Raw genomic sequence first — 16,014 nt, forward strand, 5'->3', positions numbered from 1 at the left:
CCGCCGGGCGGTCGGCTACGTGGATGAAGGGCGCCTTCATCCACACCAGGTGGAGGAAGGCGCCCTTCATCCACCTCGCCAGACCTTCCGGATCGCGCGAAGGCCCTCACCAGCTCCCGGTTGCCGACCGAGGTGTCGATCTTCTCCAGCCGCGCGATGAACCGCCGGTACGTGAGCTCCATCGCGAACCCCAGCAACGAGTCCTGCGTGGGGAAGTAGCGGCGCAACGACCCGCTGGACCACCCGGACTCCGCGGCGACGGCGCGCACCGAGGCGTGGTCGATCCCGTCCCGCCGCACGATGCGCCACACCGCCTCGGCCAGTTCGCGGCGCCGTTCCTCGTGGTCGACCACCTTCGGCACCGGCCCTTTCTAGCAGCGCCGCGCAAGCCGAACGACCGCCTCGCGGCACCTCTCCCAGGCCTCGGTGCCGGGCGTGATCACGTCCATGTGCCCGGCTCCGGGCACCACCACGAGCTCCGCCTGCGGCTCCACCGCGCAGAACCCGACGCTCTGCTCGACTGGAACGTCCTCGTCGCGATCACCGTGCACGCAGACCACCGGCTTGCCGATCGGCACCAACGCCGTCGGCGAGGCCTCCCCGAACTGCTCCTCGGTGCACAGCTCCAACGCCCGGTGCGTGACGTGCTGCGTGAAGTCGAGCACCGCCGCCTGAGCCACCGCTCCGACCACTCGCTCGCTGTGCTTGGCCGCCCACACAGCGAGATGCCCTCCGGCGCTGTGTCCGAGTGTCACAACGGGTCCGATGTCGACGGCGTCAATCGCCGCCAACACGTCCTGTCCGGTAACCGGCCACCCACCGTCACCGCCAACCCGCCGATATTCGATGTTCCAAACAACAAATCCGTCACGGACAAGCACCTCGGCAAGCGGCCGCCCGAGCTCCAACCCGTACCGCTGATGCCAAAAACCACCGTGAATGACGACAACAGCACCGTCAGCAACACCGTCAGGAACGTAAAGCTCACCAAATTGACTGGGATGACCACCGTAAGCAATCCGCTGCACACGCAGACGCTACGCGAGAAACCGAATACACCCCCCGCCAACGCCAACACCAACGCCGACGCCGAAGGCGAGGCCTCAGGGGGTCCGGGGCGCAGCCCCGGCTGGGGTTTGGGGGCTCGGCCCCCAAAAAACACCCTTTTGGGCAGGCGGCGAAGGCGCGCCAGCGCCGAGCAGCCCCGCCCGAACCAAAAGGGGCGCCTCGCGGTCCGAAGCCTGGGGGTCGCTTCGCCGCGAGGCGCCGACGCCGGACCGAGGGGGGAGGTGTCCGGCGAGTCCTTTGGTCAGAAGGGTCTAATCGTCTACTCCGTTTCCGGATAGACCAATCAGCCCCTCTGACGACAAGGGTAACCCCATCGGCCTGCGATTCGCTACAGCTTCCGTCAAGCCAATCCATCCGATGTTCACCTTCGGAGTGAACTGGGTCACCAGCGAGAGGTGAGTACCCCGAGCGCACCCAGAGCAACCGCGGCAGCGGTAGATGCACGCAGAACGGTTGGACCCAATCGGACGATCCGCGCACCCGCAGATCGCAGAGCTTCGAGTTCCTCGGGCGTGATTCCGCCTTCTGGACCGACGACGAGCAGCACGTCTCCGGAATCGGGCAGCGGCACGTCGGCCAGTCGCTCGGTCGCGCTCTCATGCAACACGAGCGTCAAGGCCGAGGACGACACGCGCTGGGAAAGCTGAGCCGTGCTCACGGGTTCGTCGACGAACGGCACCCGCGAACGGCGGGCCTGCTTCGCCGCCTCACGAACGGTGGATCGCCAGCGCCCCAAAGCTTTCGCGCCGCGCGGGCCGTCCTCCCACTTCGCCACGCACCGGGAGGCGCGCCACGGCACCACACCGTCCACACCGGCCTCGGTGGCCAGTTCGACGGCGAGCTCGCCGCGGTCGCCCTTCACCAGGGCTTGGGCGAGCACCACGCGCGGGGCCGGTTCGGGTTCCACCGTGCGTTCGACCACGTGCAGCGACAACGCGTCCCGTTCGACGGCGACCACCGAGCAGCGCACCAGCGTCCCGGACCCGTCGGACAGCACGAGTTCCTCGCCCACGCGCAGGCGTCGCACGGTGGCGGCGTGGCGGCCTTCCGGTCCGTCCAGCACGAACTCCTCGCCCGGCGGCAGCGCCGGGACGAGGAAGACCGGCAGGGTCACCGGTGCCCGCGCGAGGCACGCAGGCGGGAGAACAGGCCGCCGCCGCCCTTGCCGTTGTGGGACAACGAAGGCTCGCTCTCGCCGCGCAGCTCGGCCAGCTCCCGCAGCAGCGTGGTCTGGGCGGCGTCGAGCTTGGTGGGCACGACGACCTCCAGGTGCACGTGCAGGTCGCCGCGGCCGTCGACGCGACCGGTGGACCGCAGCTTCGGCATGCCGCGGCCCTGCAGCACGAGCTGCGTGCCCGGCTGCGTGCCGGGGTCGATCTGCAGTTCTTCCTCGCCGTCGAGCGTCTTCAACGGCAGCGTGGCGCCGAGGGCGGCTGTCGTCATCGGGATCTGCACGACGCAGTGCAGGTCGGCACCGTCGCGTTCGAAGATCTCGTGCGGGTGCTCCTCGACCTCGACGTAGAGGTCGCCGGCCGGGCCACCGCCGGGGCCGACCTCACCCTGACCCGCGAGGCGCACGCGCATGCCCTCGGCGACGCCGGCGGGGATGTTCACGGAGATCGTGCGGCGCGAGCGGACGCGGCCGTCGCCGCTGCACTGCTGGCACGGGTCGGGGATGACCTCGCCGAAACCGCGGCACACCGGGCACGGGCGCGAAGTCACGACCTGGCCGAGGAACGAGCGCTGCACCGACTGGACCTCGCCGCGGCCGTTGCACGTGTCGCAGCGGATCGGCTTGGAGTCGCCGGAGGTGCCGGCGCCGTGGCAGCGGTCGCACAGGATCGCGGTGTCGACGGTCAGCTCACGGGTGGCGCCCGCCGCGCACTCCTCCAGCGTCATGTCGAGCCGGATGAGCGCGTCGGAGCCGGGCTGCACGCGGCTGCGCGGACCGCGGCCACCGCCGGACGTGGCGCCGAAGAAGGCGTCCATGATGTCGCCGAGGCCGAAGCCCGCGAACGGGTCACCGCCCGCGCGCCCGCCGCCGGAGTCGAGCGGGTCGCCGCCGAGGTCGACGACGCGGCGCTTCTCGGGGTTCGACAACACCTCGTAGGCGGCCGTGACCTCCTTGAAGCGGGCCTCCTCGTTGGGATTGACGTCCGGGTGCAGCTGCCTTGCGAGCTTGCGATAGGCGCGCTTGATCTCATCCTGTGTCGCGTTCTGCGAGACACCGAGGATGCCGTAGTAATCCCTGGCCACCTTGTTCGCTTTCGTCTTCATCTTTCAGAGCAAGAAGTTCTCGTAGGTGCGGTGTTGAAGGTCAGCGGCCGGTGAGGATCTCACCGACGTAGTTGGCAACGGCGCGGACGGCCGCCATTGTTCCTGGGTAGTCCATGCGCGTGGGCCCGACGACGCCGAGGCCGCCGAGCGGGTTGTCCCGGCTGCCGTAGCCGATGGACACCACGGAGGTGCTGCGCATCTCCGCCGCCTCGTTCTCCTCGCCGATGCGCACCAGCACGCGACCGGGGTCGCGGGAGGCGGCGAGCAGCTTGAGCACGATCACCTGTTCCTCGAGCGCCTCCAGCACCTGCCGGAGCGAGCCGGGGAAGTCGGCGACGTTGCGGGTGAGGTTCGCGGTGCCGCCGAGCACGAGCCGTTCCTCCGGGTGCTCGACGAGCGTCTCGATCAGCACGGTAGCGACCCGCAGCATGTGGTCGCGCAGGTCCTGCCGCACCTCTTCGGGCAGCTCGGCGACCTTGGCGCTCGCGTCGGACAGCCGCTGGCCCGCCATCGCCTGGTTCAGCATGGTGCGCAGCAGCGCCGTGTCCTCCTCGCTGATCACGTCGCCCAGCTCGACGATGCGCTGGTCGACCCGCCCGGTGTCGGTGATCAGCACGAGCATCAGCCGGGACGGTGTGATCGGCAGCACTTCGAGGTGCCGCACGGCCGCACGCGACAGGGTTGGCACCTGGATGACCGCGACCTGCCTGGTCAGCTGCGCGAGCAACCGCACGCTGCGGCGCATGACGTCGTCGAGGTCGAGCGCTCCGTCGAGGAAGCTGCGGATCGCCCGCTTCTCCGCCTGCGAGAGCGGCTTGACCTCGCTCAGCTTGTCCACGAAGAGCCGGTAGCCCTTGTCCGTCGGCACCCGGCCGGCGCTGGTGTGCGGCTGGGCGATGTAGCCCTCGTCCTCCAACGCGGCCATGTCGTTGCGCACGGTCGCGCTCGACACCCCCAGGTTGTGCCTCTCGACCAGGGCCTTCGACCCGACCGGCTCCTGGTTGGACACGTAGTCGGCAACGATGGCGCGCAACACCTCGAACCGACGCTCATCGGCGTTCACCGCTGTTCACCTCCGTGTCCCGTACTCACCGAGTTTACCCAGGCGGTTTCCTGCCTGGTGCTCGCTCTGAGCTCCACCCGTGCAGAACTCGAGCGGCCCTGTACTTGTCGGTGGTGCTCGCTAGGGTCCAAACCATCAAGAGATGCGGGGACGAGACGTGAACAACGTGGTGTGGCTCAGGCCACCTCCTGACGACGACCCGCCGGAGAAGCCGTGCCTGGTGCTGAGCGAGGACAGGTGGTGGGAAGGCACGCTGGTCTGGGAACCCGCCAGACGCCAGGACGGCCTGTGGTGGGCCACCGTGACGTACGAGAAGCGCGGCGAGCTCGTCACCGAAGTCCGCAGCCAGCACGACATCCGGGCCCGTTAGGGCAGCAGGCGGCGCACCACGGCGTCGGCCAGGAGGCGGCCGCGGTCGGTCAGCACGCACCGGTCGTCGAGGGGGTCGAGCAGCCCGTCCGCGACCGCCGCGCGGGCTTCCGCGCGGCCGGCGTCGTCCAGCACGTCGAGCGGCAGCCCCTCGGCCAGGCGGAGTTCCAGCAGCACGCGCTCCACCCGCCGGTCCTCGTCCGACAGCACCTCGCGCCCGGCCGCGGGTGACTTGCCCTCGGCGAGCAGCGACGAGTAGCGGGCCGGGTGCTTGACGTTCCAGAAGCGCACGCCGCCGACGTGGCTGTGCGCGCCGGGGCCGAAACCCCACCAGTCGGCGCCCTTCCAGTACAGGACGTTGTGCTGACACCGAGCCTCGACCGAAGTCGCCCAGTTGGAGACCTCGTACCAGGAGAAGCCGGCCGCGGACAGCGTCGAGTCGACCATCTCGTAGGACGACGCCAGCACGTCGTCGTCCGGCATCGGCAGGTCACCGCGCCGGATGCGGCGGGCGAGGCCCGTGCCGTCCTCGACGATCAACGCGTACGCGGACACGTGGTCGACGCCCGCCTCCAGGACGGCGTCCAGTGACGCGGCGAGATCAGCGGGCCGCTCCCCCGGCGTGCCGTAGATCAGGTCCAGGTTCACGTGCTCGAACCCGGCGGACCGGGCCTCGCGAGCGGCGTCGACCGGACGGCCGGGCGTGTGCTTGCGGTCGAGGACGGCCAGCACGTGGCGTGCCGCCGACTGCATGCCGAGTGACACTCGGGTGTATCCCGCCGACCGGATGCCCTCGAAGAACGACGGGGACGTCGACTCGGGGTTCGACTCCGTCGTCACCTCGGCGCCGGGAGCCAGGCCGAACGACTGATGTATCGCATCCAACACATCAGTCAGGCCGGAGGCGCCCAGCAGCGACGGGGTGCCTCCGCCCACGAAGACGGTCGAGGCGGGCACGCCACCGCCCAGCACGGAGGCGGCGAGGTCGAGCTCGCGGCGCAGGCCCTCCAGCCACGACTGCGGCGAGGCGGACGTGCCGAGCTCGCCGGGCGTGTAGGTGTTGAAGTCGCAGTAGCCGCAGCGGGTCGCGCAGAACGGCACGTGCACGTAGATGCCGAACGGACGGGAGCCGACGCCGGCCAGAGCGGAAGCGGGAAGCGAACCGTCGGCGGGCGCGGGCTCGCCTTCGGGCAAAGCGGAGGGCATGACGTTCAGTGTCCACCACGACGCCCGAACGGCGGTGCCCAGCCAGGACTCATCTCTGTCTGTGACAGAACTATCACTCTGCGAAACCGGCCAAGAATGTCAACTTCCCCAGCAAAATCCCAGCATTCGGTTGGCGGTGGACCATGCTCTGGACGGCAGGCACACTGAGGTCATGCCTTCGACCGGAGTCCGCCTCGTGGCCCGCCGCCACGTCGACTTCCGTCGTGTCTCCAGCGCGATGTGCCGTTGCACGGCATAACCACGCGCTGATTTGTTCCCGTCGGCGCTTGGTGCGCTGACGAGGCCCCCACCACAGCACCTCTGGGCTCGCATGCGCATCCAGCGCCTCGAAACCCCGGAGGATGGCGATGGTCCCGCCGCAGACGTCACCGCGAGCCAAGCAGCGTCGCGGCGAGGGGCAGTGGGCGCTCGGGTACCGAGAGCCGCTGAACCCCAACGAGCGGAGCAAGAAGGACGACAACCCGCTCAACGTCCGCACCCGCATCGAGAACATCTACGCCCACCGCGGTTTCGACTCCATCGACCCGGCCGACCTGCGCGGACGCTTCCGGTGGTACGGCCTGTACACCCAGCGCAAGCCCGGCATCGACGGCGGCCGCACGGCCACGCTCGAACCGGAGGAGCTGGACGACGAGTTCTTCATGATGCGCGTGCGCAGCGACGGCGGTGCGCTGACCACGCAGCAGCTGAAGGTCCTCGGCGAGATCTCGCAGACCTACGCGCGCGACACCGCGGACATCACCGACCGGCAGAACATCCAGTACCACTGGATCCGGATCGAGGACGTTCCCACCATCTGGCAGAAGCTCGAAGCCGTCGGCCTGACCACGATGGAGGCGTGCGGTGACAGCCCGCGCGTCATCCTCGGTTCACCGGTCGCGGGCATCGCCGAGGACGAGGTCGTCAACGGCCAGCCGGCGATCGACACCATCCTCGAGCGCTACATCGGCGACCCGCGGTTCTCCAACCTGCCGCGCAAGTTCAAGACCGCCATCTCCGGCCTGCAGGACGTCGCGCACGAGATCCACGACGTCGCGTTCGTCGGCGTCGACCACCCGGAGCACGGACCCGGCTTCGACCTCTGGGTCGGTGGCGGCCTGTCCACGAACCCCATGCTGGGCAAGCGTCTGGGCGCCTGGGTGCCGCTCGACGAGGTGCCGGACGTGTGGGAGGCGGTCATCAGCGTCTTCCGCGACTACGGCTACCGCCGCCTGCGCCACCGGGCGCGCATCAAGTTCCTCGTCGCCGACTGGGGTCCGGAGAAGTTCCGGCAGGTGATGGAGGACGAGTACCTCAAGCGCAAGATGATCGACGGGCCCGCGCCCGAGGTCCTCAGCCAGCAGCTCGACCACATCGGCGTGCACAAGCAGAAGGACGGCCTGTTCTACGTCGGTGCCGCGCCGGTCGCGGGCCGCGTCTCCGGTTCGATCCTGGTCGAGGTCGCGAAGATCGCCGAGCAGGCCGGGTCGCAGCGCGTCCGGTTCACGCCGCAGCAGAAGATCATCGTGCTGGACGTGCCGGAGGCCGAGGTCTCCACGCTGAAGAGCAACCTCGCCAAGCTCGGCCTGCAGGTCGAGCCGTCGCCGTGGCGGCGGGGCATCATGGCGTGCACCGGCATCGAGTTCTGCAAGCTCGCGATCGTCGAGACCAAGGCCCGCGCCAACGAGCTCGTCACGCAGCTCGAAGCCAACCTCAAGGACATCGTCGACGGCGTCACCGCGCCGATCACCGTGCACATCAACGGCTGCCCCAACTCCTGCGCCCGCATCCAGACCGCGGACATCGGCCTCAAGGGCCAGATCGTCACGGACGAGGGGGGCAACCAGGTCGAGGGCTTCCAGGTTCACCTCGGCGGCGGCCTCGGCCTCGACGCCGGGTTCGGCCGGAAGCTGCGCGGCCACAAGGTCACCGCGAACGAGCTGCCCGAGTACGTCGAGCGGGTCGTGCGGAACTTCGTCGCCCAGCGCGAAACCGACGAGCGGTTCGCCCAGTGGGTCGCTCGCGCGGAAGAGGGTGCGCTGAGGTGAGCGAACGCGCGACGCCCTTCTACTGCCCCTACTGCGGCGACGAGGACCTCCGTCCGCAGGAGGAACCCGGCTACGCGTGGCTGTGCACCGGCTGCCGCCGCGTTTTCAAGGTCTCGTTCGTCGGGCTCAACCTTCCGCAGGAGGTGAAGAAGTGAGCGATCTCAAGGAAGACCTCAAGATCGTCGCCGAAGCCGCTCAGGAGGAGCTGGCCAACGCCACCGCGATCGAGGCGCTGGAGTGGACCGCCCGCACGTTCGGCGACAGCTACATCGTCGCGTCGAACATGCAGGACGCCGTGCTGATCGACCTCGCGGCCAAGGTGAAACCGAACTTCGACGTGCTGTTCCTGCAGACCGGCTACCACTTCCCGGAGACCATCGGCGTGCGCGACGCGGTCGGGGTCGTCTACCCGGACGTGCGGATCGTGAACGCCGAGGCCGAGCAGTCGGTCGAGGACCAGGAACGCGAGTTCGGCCTGCTCTACCAGTCGGATCCGGGCAAGTGCTGCCACCTGCGCAAGGTCGTGCCGCTGCGCCGGGAGCTCGCGAAGTACGACGCGTGGGTCACCGGCGTTCGCCGCGTGGACGCACCCACCCGCGCGAACACGCCGATCGTGCAGTGGGACGAGCGCAACGGCCTGGTGAAGATCAACCCGATCGCGCCGTGGAGCGATGACGAGTTCAACGCCTACATCCGCGAGCACGGGATCTTGGAGAACTTGCTGGTGCAGGAGGGATATCCCTCCATCGGCTGCCTGCCGTGCACGTCGAAGCCGTTGCCGGGGCAGGACGCCCGCAGCGGCCGCTGGGCGGGTCAGGCGAAGACGGAATGCGGGTTGCACGGATGACCACAACCACTCTGGACACCTTGGGGCGCCTCGAATCGGAGGCGATCCACATCTTCCGCGAGGTCGCGGGCGAGTTCGACCGGCCGGTGATCCTCTTCTCCGGCGGCAAGGACTCGACCCTGCTGCTGCACCTCGCGATCAAGGCGTTCTACCCGGCGCCGGTGCCGTTCCCGCTGCTGCACGTCGACACCGGGCACAACTTCGACGAGGTCATCGAGTTCCGCGACCGCGTTGTCGCGCAACACGGTCTGCGGCTGGAGGTCGCGAAGGTCCAGGACTGGATCGACGACGGCCGCCTCGAAGAGCGCCCGGACGGCACGCGCAACCCGTTGCAGACGGTGCCGTTGCTGGACACGATCACCGCGCACAAGTTCGACGCGGTGTTCGGCGGTGGCCGCCGGGACGAGGAACGCGCCCGCGCCAAGGAGCGGATCTTCAGCCTGCGCACGGCGTTCGGCCAGTGGGACCCGAAGCGCCAGCGCCCGGAGCTGTGGAACCTCTACAACGGCCGGCACCGCCCCGGTGAGCACGTCCGCGTGTTCCCGCTGTCCAACTGGACCGAGCTCGATGTGTGGAACTACATCGAGCGCGAGGGCGTGGAGCTGCCGGACATCTACTACGCGCACGAGCGCGAGGTGTTCCTGCGCGACGGCATGTGGCTCGCCGAAGGCCCGTGGGGCAAGGCGCGCGACGGCGAAACGCTGGTGCGCAAGACGGTTCGCTACCGCACGGTCGGTGACGGCTCCTGCACGGGTGCCGTCGAGTCCGACGCCGCCGACATCCACGCGGTGATCGCCGAGGTCGCCGCCTCCCGACTGACCGAGCGCGGCGCCACGCGGGCCGACGACCGGCTGTCCGAGGCCGCCATGGAAGACCGCAAGCGGGAGGGTTACTTCTAGATGAGCGACCTGTTGAGGCTGGCCACCGCGGGCAGCGTGGACGACGGCAAGTCCACGCTCGTCGGCAGGCTGCTCTACGACACCAAGTCCGTGCTCGCGGACACGCTCGACGCGGTGCACCGCGCGAGCGCCGACCGCGGCCTCGCGACGCCGGACCTGTCGCTGCTGGTCGACGGCCTGCGCTCGGAACGCGAGCAGGGCATCACGATCGACGTGGCGTACCGGTACTTCGCGACGCCCAAGCGGTCGTTCGTGCTCGCGGACACCCCCGGCCACGTCCAGTACACCCGCAACACGGTCACCGGTGCGTCCACCGCGCAGCTGGCGGTCCTGCTGGTCGACGCGCGCAAGGGCGTCATCGAGCAGACCCGCCGCCACGCCGCGGTTCTCGCGCTGCTCGGCGTGCCGCGGCTGGTGCTCGCGGTCAACAAGATCGACCTCGTGGACTACGACGAGGTGACGTTCTCCCGCATCGCCAAGGAGTTCACCGCGCACGCGACGGCTCTCGGCTACACCGAGGACGCGGTCGTCGAGATCCCGGTGTCCGCGCTGGCCGGTGACAACGTGGTGGAGAAGTCCGCGAACACGCCCTGGTACTCCGGCCCGACCCTGCTGGAGCACCTGGAGAACGTGCCGGTCGAGCCCGACCCGCACGACGCGCCGTTCCGGTTCCCGGTGCAGTACGTGATCCGCCCGCGCACCGCCGAGCACCTCGACTACCGCGGCTACGCCGGTCTGGTCGCGGCGGGCACGGTCAAGCCCGGCGACGAGATCGTGGTGCTGCCGTCGGGCCGTCGCTCGACGGTCACGAAGATCGACACGGCGGACGGCGAACTGGCGGAGGCGGCGGCCGGCCAGTCCGTGACGTTGCTGCTGGCCGACGACATCGACATCTCGCGCGGTGACCTGATCTCGGTGGCGGGCAACGAGCCCAAGGTCACCGACGAGCTGGACGCCACGCTGTGCTGGCTCGCGGAGAAGCCTCTCCGTGCCGGCGCCCGAGTTCTCGTCAAGCACGGCACGCGCACCGTGCAGGCGATGGTCACCGAACTGCGCGACCGCTTCGACGAGCAGACGCTGTCCAGTGTGGACAGCCCGGATTCGTTGGAGCTCAACGAGATCGGCCGCGTGGCGCTGCGCCTCGCGGAGGAAGTACCGCTGGACGACTACAGCTTCAGCCGGCGCACCGGGTCGTTCCTGGTGATCGACGCGAGCGACGGGTCCACGCTCGCCGCCGGACTGGTCGGGGCTCCGCTGCCGCTGCTCGAGAACGGCGTGGAGAGCTGTACCGGGGGTAGCGCCGCTACCCCGGACAACCACGCCCTCGTCTCCCCCGGTCCCTGAAAGGCATTCACGCCGTGAATCTCAAGCCCGCCGTTGCCATCGCACTGATTGCCTTGACAGCACTTTCCGGTTGCAGCCGCGCCGGGTCCAGCGACACTCCCGCCGCCGCCCAGTCGAAGGGCCCGGCGGCCGAGGTTCGCATCGGCTACTTCCCGAACGTCACCCACGCTGCCGCGTTGATCGGCGTGGAGAAGGACCTGTTCAAGAAGGAACTCGGCAACACCAAGCTCACGACGCAGACGTTCAACGCAGGCCCAGACGAGGTCAACGCCCTCCTGGGCGAGTCCCTCGACATCGCCTACATCGGTTCCGGTCCCGCGATCAACGCCTACGCGAAGTCCAAGGGCGAGGCGGTGAAGCTCATCTCCGGTGCCACGTCCGGTGGCGCGGCGCTGGTGGTGAAGCCCGAGATCAACTCGGTCGAGGACCTCAAGGGCAAGACCGTCGCGACGCCGCAGCTCGCGAACACCCAGGACGTGGCGCTGAAGAAGTACCTGGCGGGCAAGAACCTCACCGGCCAGGTCACCGTCCAGAACGTGGAGAACGCGCAGACGCTCGACCTGTTCAAGAAGGGCGACATCCAGGGCGCGTGGCTGCCGGAGCCGTGGTCGTCGCGCGTCGTCGCCGAGGCGGGCGCGAAGGTGCTGATCGACGAGAAGACCCTGTGGGAGGGCGGGCAGTTCCCGACCACGGTGATCATCGTGCGGACGAAGTTCCTGCAGGAGCACCCGGAGACCGTCGAGGCCGTGCTCAAGGGCCACGTCGCCGCGGTCGACTGGGCCAGGAGCAACGCCGACGACGCGAAGAAGACCGTGAACGCCGCGCTGGAGAAGCTCACGTCGAAGAAGCTCGGCGACAAGATCCTCGACGCCGCGTGGAAGAACATCGAGCTGACCACCGACGCACAGGCCAAGACCTTCCCGCAGCTCGCGAAGGACGCAGTGACCGCGGGCGTGGCCACCGAGGCCGCGAACGTCGCCGGGTACGCCGACTTCACGTTGCTGAACAAGGTTCTTCAGGCACAGGGCAAGCCGCAGGTGCAAGCAGCCGGACTGGACAAGAAGTAAGCACCGAGGGGACACGGACATGACCGCCACGCTCGAGACCACTGTTCTGTCTACTGTGGATACTGCCGTCGAACTGGCCGGCGTCCGCAAGGTGTTCGGCCACGGCAGCTCGGCCGTGGTGGCCCTCGACGGGGTTGATCTCAAGGTCAGGCCCGGCGAGTTCGTGTGCCTTCTCGGCGCGTCGGGCTGCGGCAAGAGCACGCTGCTGAACATCGTCGCCGGCCTGGACGGCGCGACGTCGGGTGAGCTGCAGCTCAACACGTCGCGCCCGGCCGTGATGTTCCAGGAGCCCGCTTTGATGCCGTGGCTCACCGCCGTGCGCAACGTCGAACTGGCGCTGCGCTTCGCCGGCGTGGGCCGGTTGGCGCGCAAGCGTCGCGCGTTGGAGCTGCTCGACCTCGTGCGGCTCGGTGACGTCGCGGACAAGCGCCCGCACGAGCTTTCCGGTGGTATGCGCCAGCGCGTGGCTCTGGCTCGCGCGCTGGCGTCCACCACGGTGTCGGCTGACGGCGCGCCGGCGCTTCTGCTGATGGACGAACCGTTCGCGGCGTTGGACGCCATCACGCGTGACGTGCTGCAGAGCGAACTGCTGCGCGTGTGGGAGACCACGAACACCGCGATCATCTTCGTGACGCACGACGTCCGCGAGGCCGTGCGCCTCGGCCAGCGCGTCGTGCTGCTCTCCTCGCGCCCCGGCCGTGTGGTGCGCGAGTGGGACGTCACGGGGTCCTCCGACACGGTTCTCGACGAGATCAACACCCACCTGCGAGAGGTCATCAGTGGCCACGCCGTCTGACACGCTCGACAAGGTCGGCGCCGGGCTCGACGCGCTGGACGCACCCGTCGAGGTGCAGAAAGTGCCTTTGTGGCGCCGATTCCTGAAGACCGGCCTGCCACCGATCATCGCGTTCGCCCTGCTTCTCGGTGTGTGGCAGGCGTTGTGGGCGTCGGCTCTGCTGCCGGAGTTCCAGCTGCCCGCACCGGTCAACGTGTGGAACGAGCTCGTGCGCTCGATCTCCACCGGTCAGGCGTTCAGCGTCCTGTGGACCTCGTTGCACCGCGCGGTGTTCGGGTTCATCGCGGCCGTGCTGATCGCGACGCCGCTGGGGTTGCTGGTCGCCAAGGTGCGGGTGGTGCGCGCGGCGATCGGGTCGCTGCTGACCGGTCTGCAGTCACTTCCCTCGGTGGCCTGGGTTCCCGCCGCGATCCTGTGGTTCGGCGTGACGCCGTCCACGATCTACTTCGTGGTGCTGATGGGGTCCGTGCCCTCCATCGCCAACGGTCTGGTGGCCGGCATCGACCAGATCCCGCCCTTGCTGCCGCGGGTGGGGCGTGCTCTCGGCGCGGGCCGGCTGGCTTCCGCACGGCACATCCTGCTGCCTGCCGCTCTGCCCGGGTATCTGGCCGGCTTGAAGCAGGGCTGGGCGTTCTCGTGGCGGTCGCTGATGGCCGCGGAGATCATCGCGACCTCGCCCCAGTTGGGTGTCGGGCTCGGTCAGTACCTGCACAACGGGTCGTCGTTGAACGACATCAACATGGTGATCGCGGCGATCTTCTTGATCCTGTTGGTGGGCATCGGGATCGAACTGCTGCTGTTCCGCCCGTTGGAGCGCGCCGTGCTGCGGGCTCGTGGCCTGACGGGTGCGCTGTGACGCCGCTTGTCGCTGTCGCACACGGCAGCCGTGATCCCCGCTCGGCCGCGTCCGTTCACGCTTTGCTGGACGTGGTGCGGTCGCTGCGTCCCGACCTGGACGTCCGCGGTGGGTTCCTGGACCTCTGCGCGCCTCGGTTGAGCGACGTGCTGCGCGGGCCTTCGGTGGTCGTACCCTTGTTGCTGGGCAAGGCTTTTCACGCACGGGTGGACGTGCCGGCCGCGGTGGCCGAGTCGCGGGTGCCCGCGGTGGTCACCGATGTGCTGGGACCGGATCCGCGGCTGGAGTCGGCGGCTTTGCGGCGGCTGTCCGAGGCCGGGGTCTCCTTCGGCGACCGGTCGCTGGGCGTGGTGCTCGCGGGTGCCGGGTCGTCGCACGGTCCGGCCAACGAGGCCGTGGCGCGCGTCGCCCGGCGGTGGGCTCGTGAGTCGGGATGGGCGGGGGTGGAGGCGGCTTTCGCGTCGATCGCCTCGCCCACCGTGCCCGAGGCGATCTCGCGGTTGCGCGCCCGCGGGGCCACGCGGATCGCCGTGGCGTCGTGGTTCCTGGCGCCGGGGCTGCTGCCGGACAAGGTTGCGTCGTTGGCGGGCGATGCCGTGGTGGCACGGCCGTTGGGTGACGACGTCGAAGTCGCGCAACTGGTGCTGGACCGCTACGACTCCGCCCTGGCGCGCCGGAGCGTCGCGGCTTAGCCGCGGTGATTTGATCACCCGAACAGGAAACGTCAGGGGTACCTGCGATCCTGTTTGGATACATATGTTTGTCGACGAGTCGGAACGGAGCGGTTACCTGATGGCAGCCGTTCTGATCTCCCCGAACGGGCTGCACTCCACCCGCTCGATGATGCGTGGTCTGCTGCTTCCCGGCTCCCGGCGCGTGCACTTCAAGACGGAGAAGCCGGCTCGCCGCGAGCTGATCGCCGACAGACTGGCGTGCTGCGACTTCGTGGTGAACATCTACACCGCGCGCGGGCTGAGTGAGCGAGCCCGAGCGAACCTCCTGCCGCTGCTCGTCGAAGACGCCATCGGCGCCGGGGTGACGAGGTTGGTGCTCGGCTCGCGCGATCGCGTGGTGCCACGGCGCGGGAGGCGACTGGAAACGGCGTACCGCGCCGGTCATCGGCACCGTCGTCGACCTGGGGCAGGTCTGGAAAGCGCGAAGCCCAGACAGCGACCGTCCGGACGCGCACCTGGGCTCACTTCCTCCACCTGGCGGCAGAGGCTCTGGAAGAGGGAACAGCACATTTGAGCCCAACCGCTGTCCACTTCCGGCCGCCGCCACAAGATCGAATGTCCAGCGCCGTTCGGGCGATGTGAAGTGTGAACTGTTGACGTGAAACCTACTCATTAGTAGTTAAGTGACTACGCCGCGTGCTGCGAATGTCCCTCGTCCACTCAACGGGGAGAGGCCATGAAGCTAGCCGGAATCGCATCTCTACTGGTGGTACCGATGCTGATGTTCGCCACCAACGCGTCAGCAGCCCCGCAGACCGTCACCTACAAGCTCCGCGCGAGTGCCGCCGGGCAGTCGTCGGACTTCACGCTCGACCAGGGGGTCGACGCGAGTGCGCCGGCCACCGTCGCACCGAACGGGACGCTCAAGGTCACCATCGACCCCGCGCCCAACAAGATCCCGTCCGAGGCGGGCGGGCGGCAGGTGCGTGAGATCAAGGGTCTCGCGCTCAAGCTGCCGGTGCCGGCCAACTCCACGTTCCAGTCCGCGTCGCTGTCCGGCGGCTCCGGGCTGGGTGGCACGCCGACGGTCGCCTTGCAGGGCAACGACGTCGTGCTGAGCGTGCCGGGTCCGATCAAGGGCGGCGCGGACTTCGAGCTGCCGACGGTCGCGATCAACCTGCAGGCCGGCGGCGCCGGCACGATCACCACGAAGCTGGGCGGCACCAGCTACGACGCGCCCGGCCTCACCTTCACCGCCGTCGTCACGGTCATCGGGTTCCCGATCAACGCCGCGGCCAAGGGCTATCCGGACCCGAGCCCCGTGCTGACGACCACCACCATCGGCTGAGACGTGGTGCCCCACCCCCTGCCGGGCATCACGGACCAAGCAGGTAGCCAGAAGTCGTGTTCGCAACTCGCCGTCCGGTGAGGTGGATGAAGGGCTCCTTCCTCCACCTGGTGTGGATGAAGGAGCCCTTCATCCACGTAACTGCCCGGCAG

18 protein-coding genes are annotated in these 16,014 nt (G+C 68.9%); 12 read left to right on the plus strand and 6 right to left on the minus strand.

Going from position 1 to position 16,014, the window contains the following annotated elements:
- The 5 genes from ABZV40_RS31095 to hrcA form a co-directional block, all read right to left on the minus strand.
- Window positions 1-362: TetR/AcrR family transcriptional regulator (locus tag ABZV40_RS31095; protein WP_355449367.1), on the minus strand; the 362-nt coding region annotated here is incomplete at its 3' end.
- Window positions 363-371: 9 nt separating this feature from the next.
- Window positions 372-1,028, minus strand: coding sequence for an alpha/beta hydrolase (locus ABZV40_RS31100; protein ID WP_355449370.1), 657 nt, complete (start codon window positions 1,026-1,028; stop codon window positions 372-374).
- 422 nt (window positions 1,029-1,450) lie between these two features.
- Window positions 1,451-2,182: a 16S rRNA (uracil(1498)-N(3))-methyltransferase gene (locus ABZV40_RS31105; RefSeq protein WP_355449373.1), complete on the minus strand. Its 732-nt coding sequence runs from the start codon at window positions 2,180-2,182 to the stop codon at window positions 1,451-1,453.
- Window positions 2,179-3,324 (minus strand): molecular chaperone DnaJ, encoded by a 1,146-nt coding sequence (gene dnaJ, locus ABZV40_RS31110; RefSeq protein ID WP_355449423.1) that lies wholly within the window; start codon window positions 3,322-3,324, stop codon window positions 2,179-2,181. The genes ABZV40_RS31105 and dnaJ overlap by 4 nt, the downstream gene beginning before the upstream one ends.
- Before the next feature lie 61 nt (window positions 3,325-3,385).
- Window positions 3,386-4,408, minus strand: a complete 1,023-nt coding sequence (gene hrcA / locus ABZV40_RS31115) for a heat-inducible transcriptional repressor HrcA (RefSeq protein ID WP_355449376.1) — start codon at window positions 4,406-4,408, stop codon at window positions 3,386-3,388.
- 142 nt (window positions 4,409-4,550) lie between these two features.
- Between hrcA and ABZV40_RS31120 the strand changes: the two genes are divergently transcribed.
- Window positions 4,551-4,778 carry a hypothetical protein gene (locus ABZV40_RS31120; protein WP_355449379.1) on the plus strand — a complete coding sequence of 76 codons (228 nt, stop codon included), beginning with the start codon at window positions 4,551-4,553 and terminating at the stop codon, window positions 4,776-4,778.
- On the opposite strand, the gene hemW is transcribed toward ABZV40_RS31120, so the two are convergent.
- Window positions 4,775-5,983, minus strand: a complete 1,209-nt coding sequence (gene hemW / locus ABZV40_RS31125) for a radical SAM family heme chaperone HemW (protein WP_355449382.1) — start codon at window positions 5,981-5,983, stop codon at window positions 4,775-4,777. The two genes, ABZV40_RS31120 and hemW, sit on opposite strands and share 4 nt — an antisense overlap.
- A 368-nt stretch (window positions 5,984-6,351) precedes the next feature.
- On the opposite strand from hemW, the gene ABZV40_RS31130 reads away from it, so the two are divergent.
- The 11 genes from ABZV40_RS31130 to ABZV40_RS31180 all read left to right on the plus strand — a co-directional run bounded on the left by ABZV40_RS31130 (window position 6,352) and on the right by ABZV40_RS31180 (window position 15,862).
- Window positions 6,352-8,031, plus strand: a complete 1,680-nt coding sequence (locus ABZV40_RS31130; protein WP_355449385.1) for a nitrite/sulfite reductase — start codon at window positions 6,352-6,354, stop codon at window positions 8,029-8,031.
- Window positions 8,028-8,186: an Insertion element protein gene (locus ABZV40_RS31135; RefSeq protein WP_236223720.1), complete on the plus strand. Its 159-nt coding sequence runs from the start codon at window positions 8,028-8,030 to the stop codon at window positions 8,184-8,186. Before ABZV40_RS31130 ends, ABZV40_RS31135 begins: the two co-directional genes overlap by 4 nt.
- Complete coding sequence (locus ABZV40_RS31140; RefSeq protein ID WP_355449388.1) at window positions 8,183-8,878, plus strand: phosphoadenylyl-sulfate reductase; 696 nt, start codon at window positions 8,183-8,185, stop codon at window positions 8,876-8,878. The genes ABZV40_RS31135 and ABZV40_RS31140 overlap by 4 nt, the downstream gene beginning before the upstream one ends.
- Entirely contained in the window at window positions 8,875-9,777 is a 903-nt protein-coding gene (gene cysD / locus ABZV40_RS31145; protein ID WP_355449391.1) for a sulfate adenylyltransferase subunit CysD, read from the plus strand. Before ABZV40_RS31140 ends, cysD begins: the two co-directional genes overlap by 4 nt.
- Window positions 9,778-11,121 carry a GTP-binding protein gene (locus tag ABZV40_RS31150; RefSeq protein WP_355449394.1) on the plus strand — a complete coding sequence of 448 codons (1,344 nt, stop codon included), beginning with the start codon at window positions 9,778-9,780 and terminating at the stop codon, window positions 11,119-11,121.
- Between the two features lie 53 nt (window positions 11,122-11,174).
- Window positions 11,175-12,188: an ABC transporter substrate-binding protein gene (locus tag ABZV40_RS31155; protein WP_355449396.1), complete on the plus strand. Its 1,014-nt coding sequence runs from the start codon at window positions 11,175-11,177 to the stop codon at window positions 12,186-12,188.
- A gap of 19 nt (window positions 12,189-12,207) precedes the next feature.
- On the plus strand, window positions 12,208-12,984 hold the full coding sequence (locus ABZV40_RS31160) for an ABC transporter ATP-binding protein (RefSeq protein WP_355449399.1): 777 nt from the start codon (window positions 12,208-12,210) through the stop codon (window positions 12,982-12,984).
- On the plus strand, window positions 12,968-13,840 hold the full coding sequence (locus tag ABZV40_RS31165; protein ID WP_355449402.1) for an ABC transporter permease: 873 nt from the start codon (window positions 12,968-12,970) through the stop codon (window positions 13,838-13,840). Before ABZV40_RS31160 ends, ABZV40_RS31165 begins: the two co-directional genes overlap by 17 nt.
- Window positions 13,837-14,532, plus strand: a complete 696-nt coding sequence (locus ABZV40_RS31170) for a sirohydrochlorin chelatase (RefSeq protein WP_355449405.1) — start codon at window positions 13,837-13,839, stop codon at window positions 14,530-14,532. The genes ABZV40_RS31165 and ABZV40_RS31170 overlap by 4 nt, the downstream gene beginning before the upstream one ends.
- A 100-nt stretch (window positions 14,533-14,632) precedes the next feature.
- On the plus strand, window positions 14,633-15,088 hold the full coding sequence (locus tag ABZV40_RS31175) for a hypothetical protein (protein ID WP_355449408.1): 456 nt from the start codon (window positions 14,633-14,635) through the stop codon (window positions 15,086-15,088).
- Between the two features lie 162 nt (window positions 15,089-15,250).
- Complete coding sequence (locus ABZV40_RS31180; RefSeq protein WP_355449411.1) at window positions 15,251-15,862, plus strand: cyclase; 612 nt, start codon at window positions 15,251-15,253, stop codon at window positions 15,860-15,862.
- The last annotated feature ends 152 nt before the right edge of the window (window positions 15,863-16,014 follow it).

It is taken from the genome of Lentzea sp. NPDC004782, assembly GCF_040609115.1.
Classification (GTDB): domain Bacteria; phylum Actinomycetota; class Actinomycetes; order Mycobacteriales; family Pseudonocardiaceae; genus Lentzea.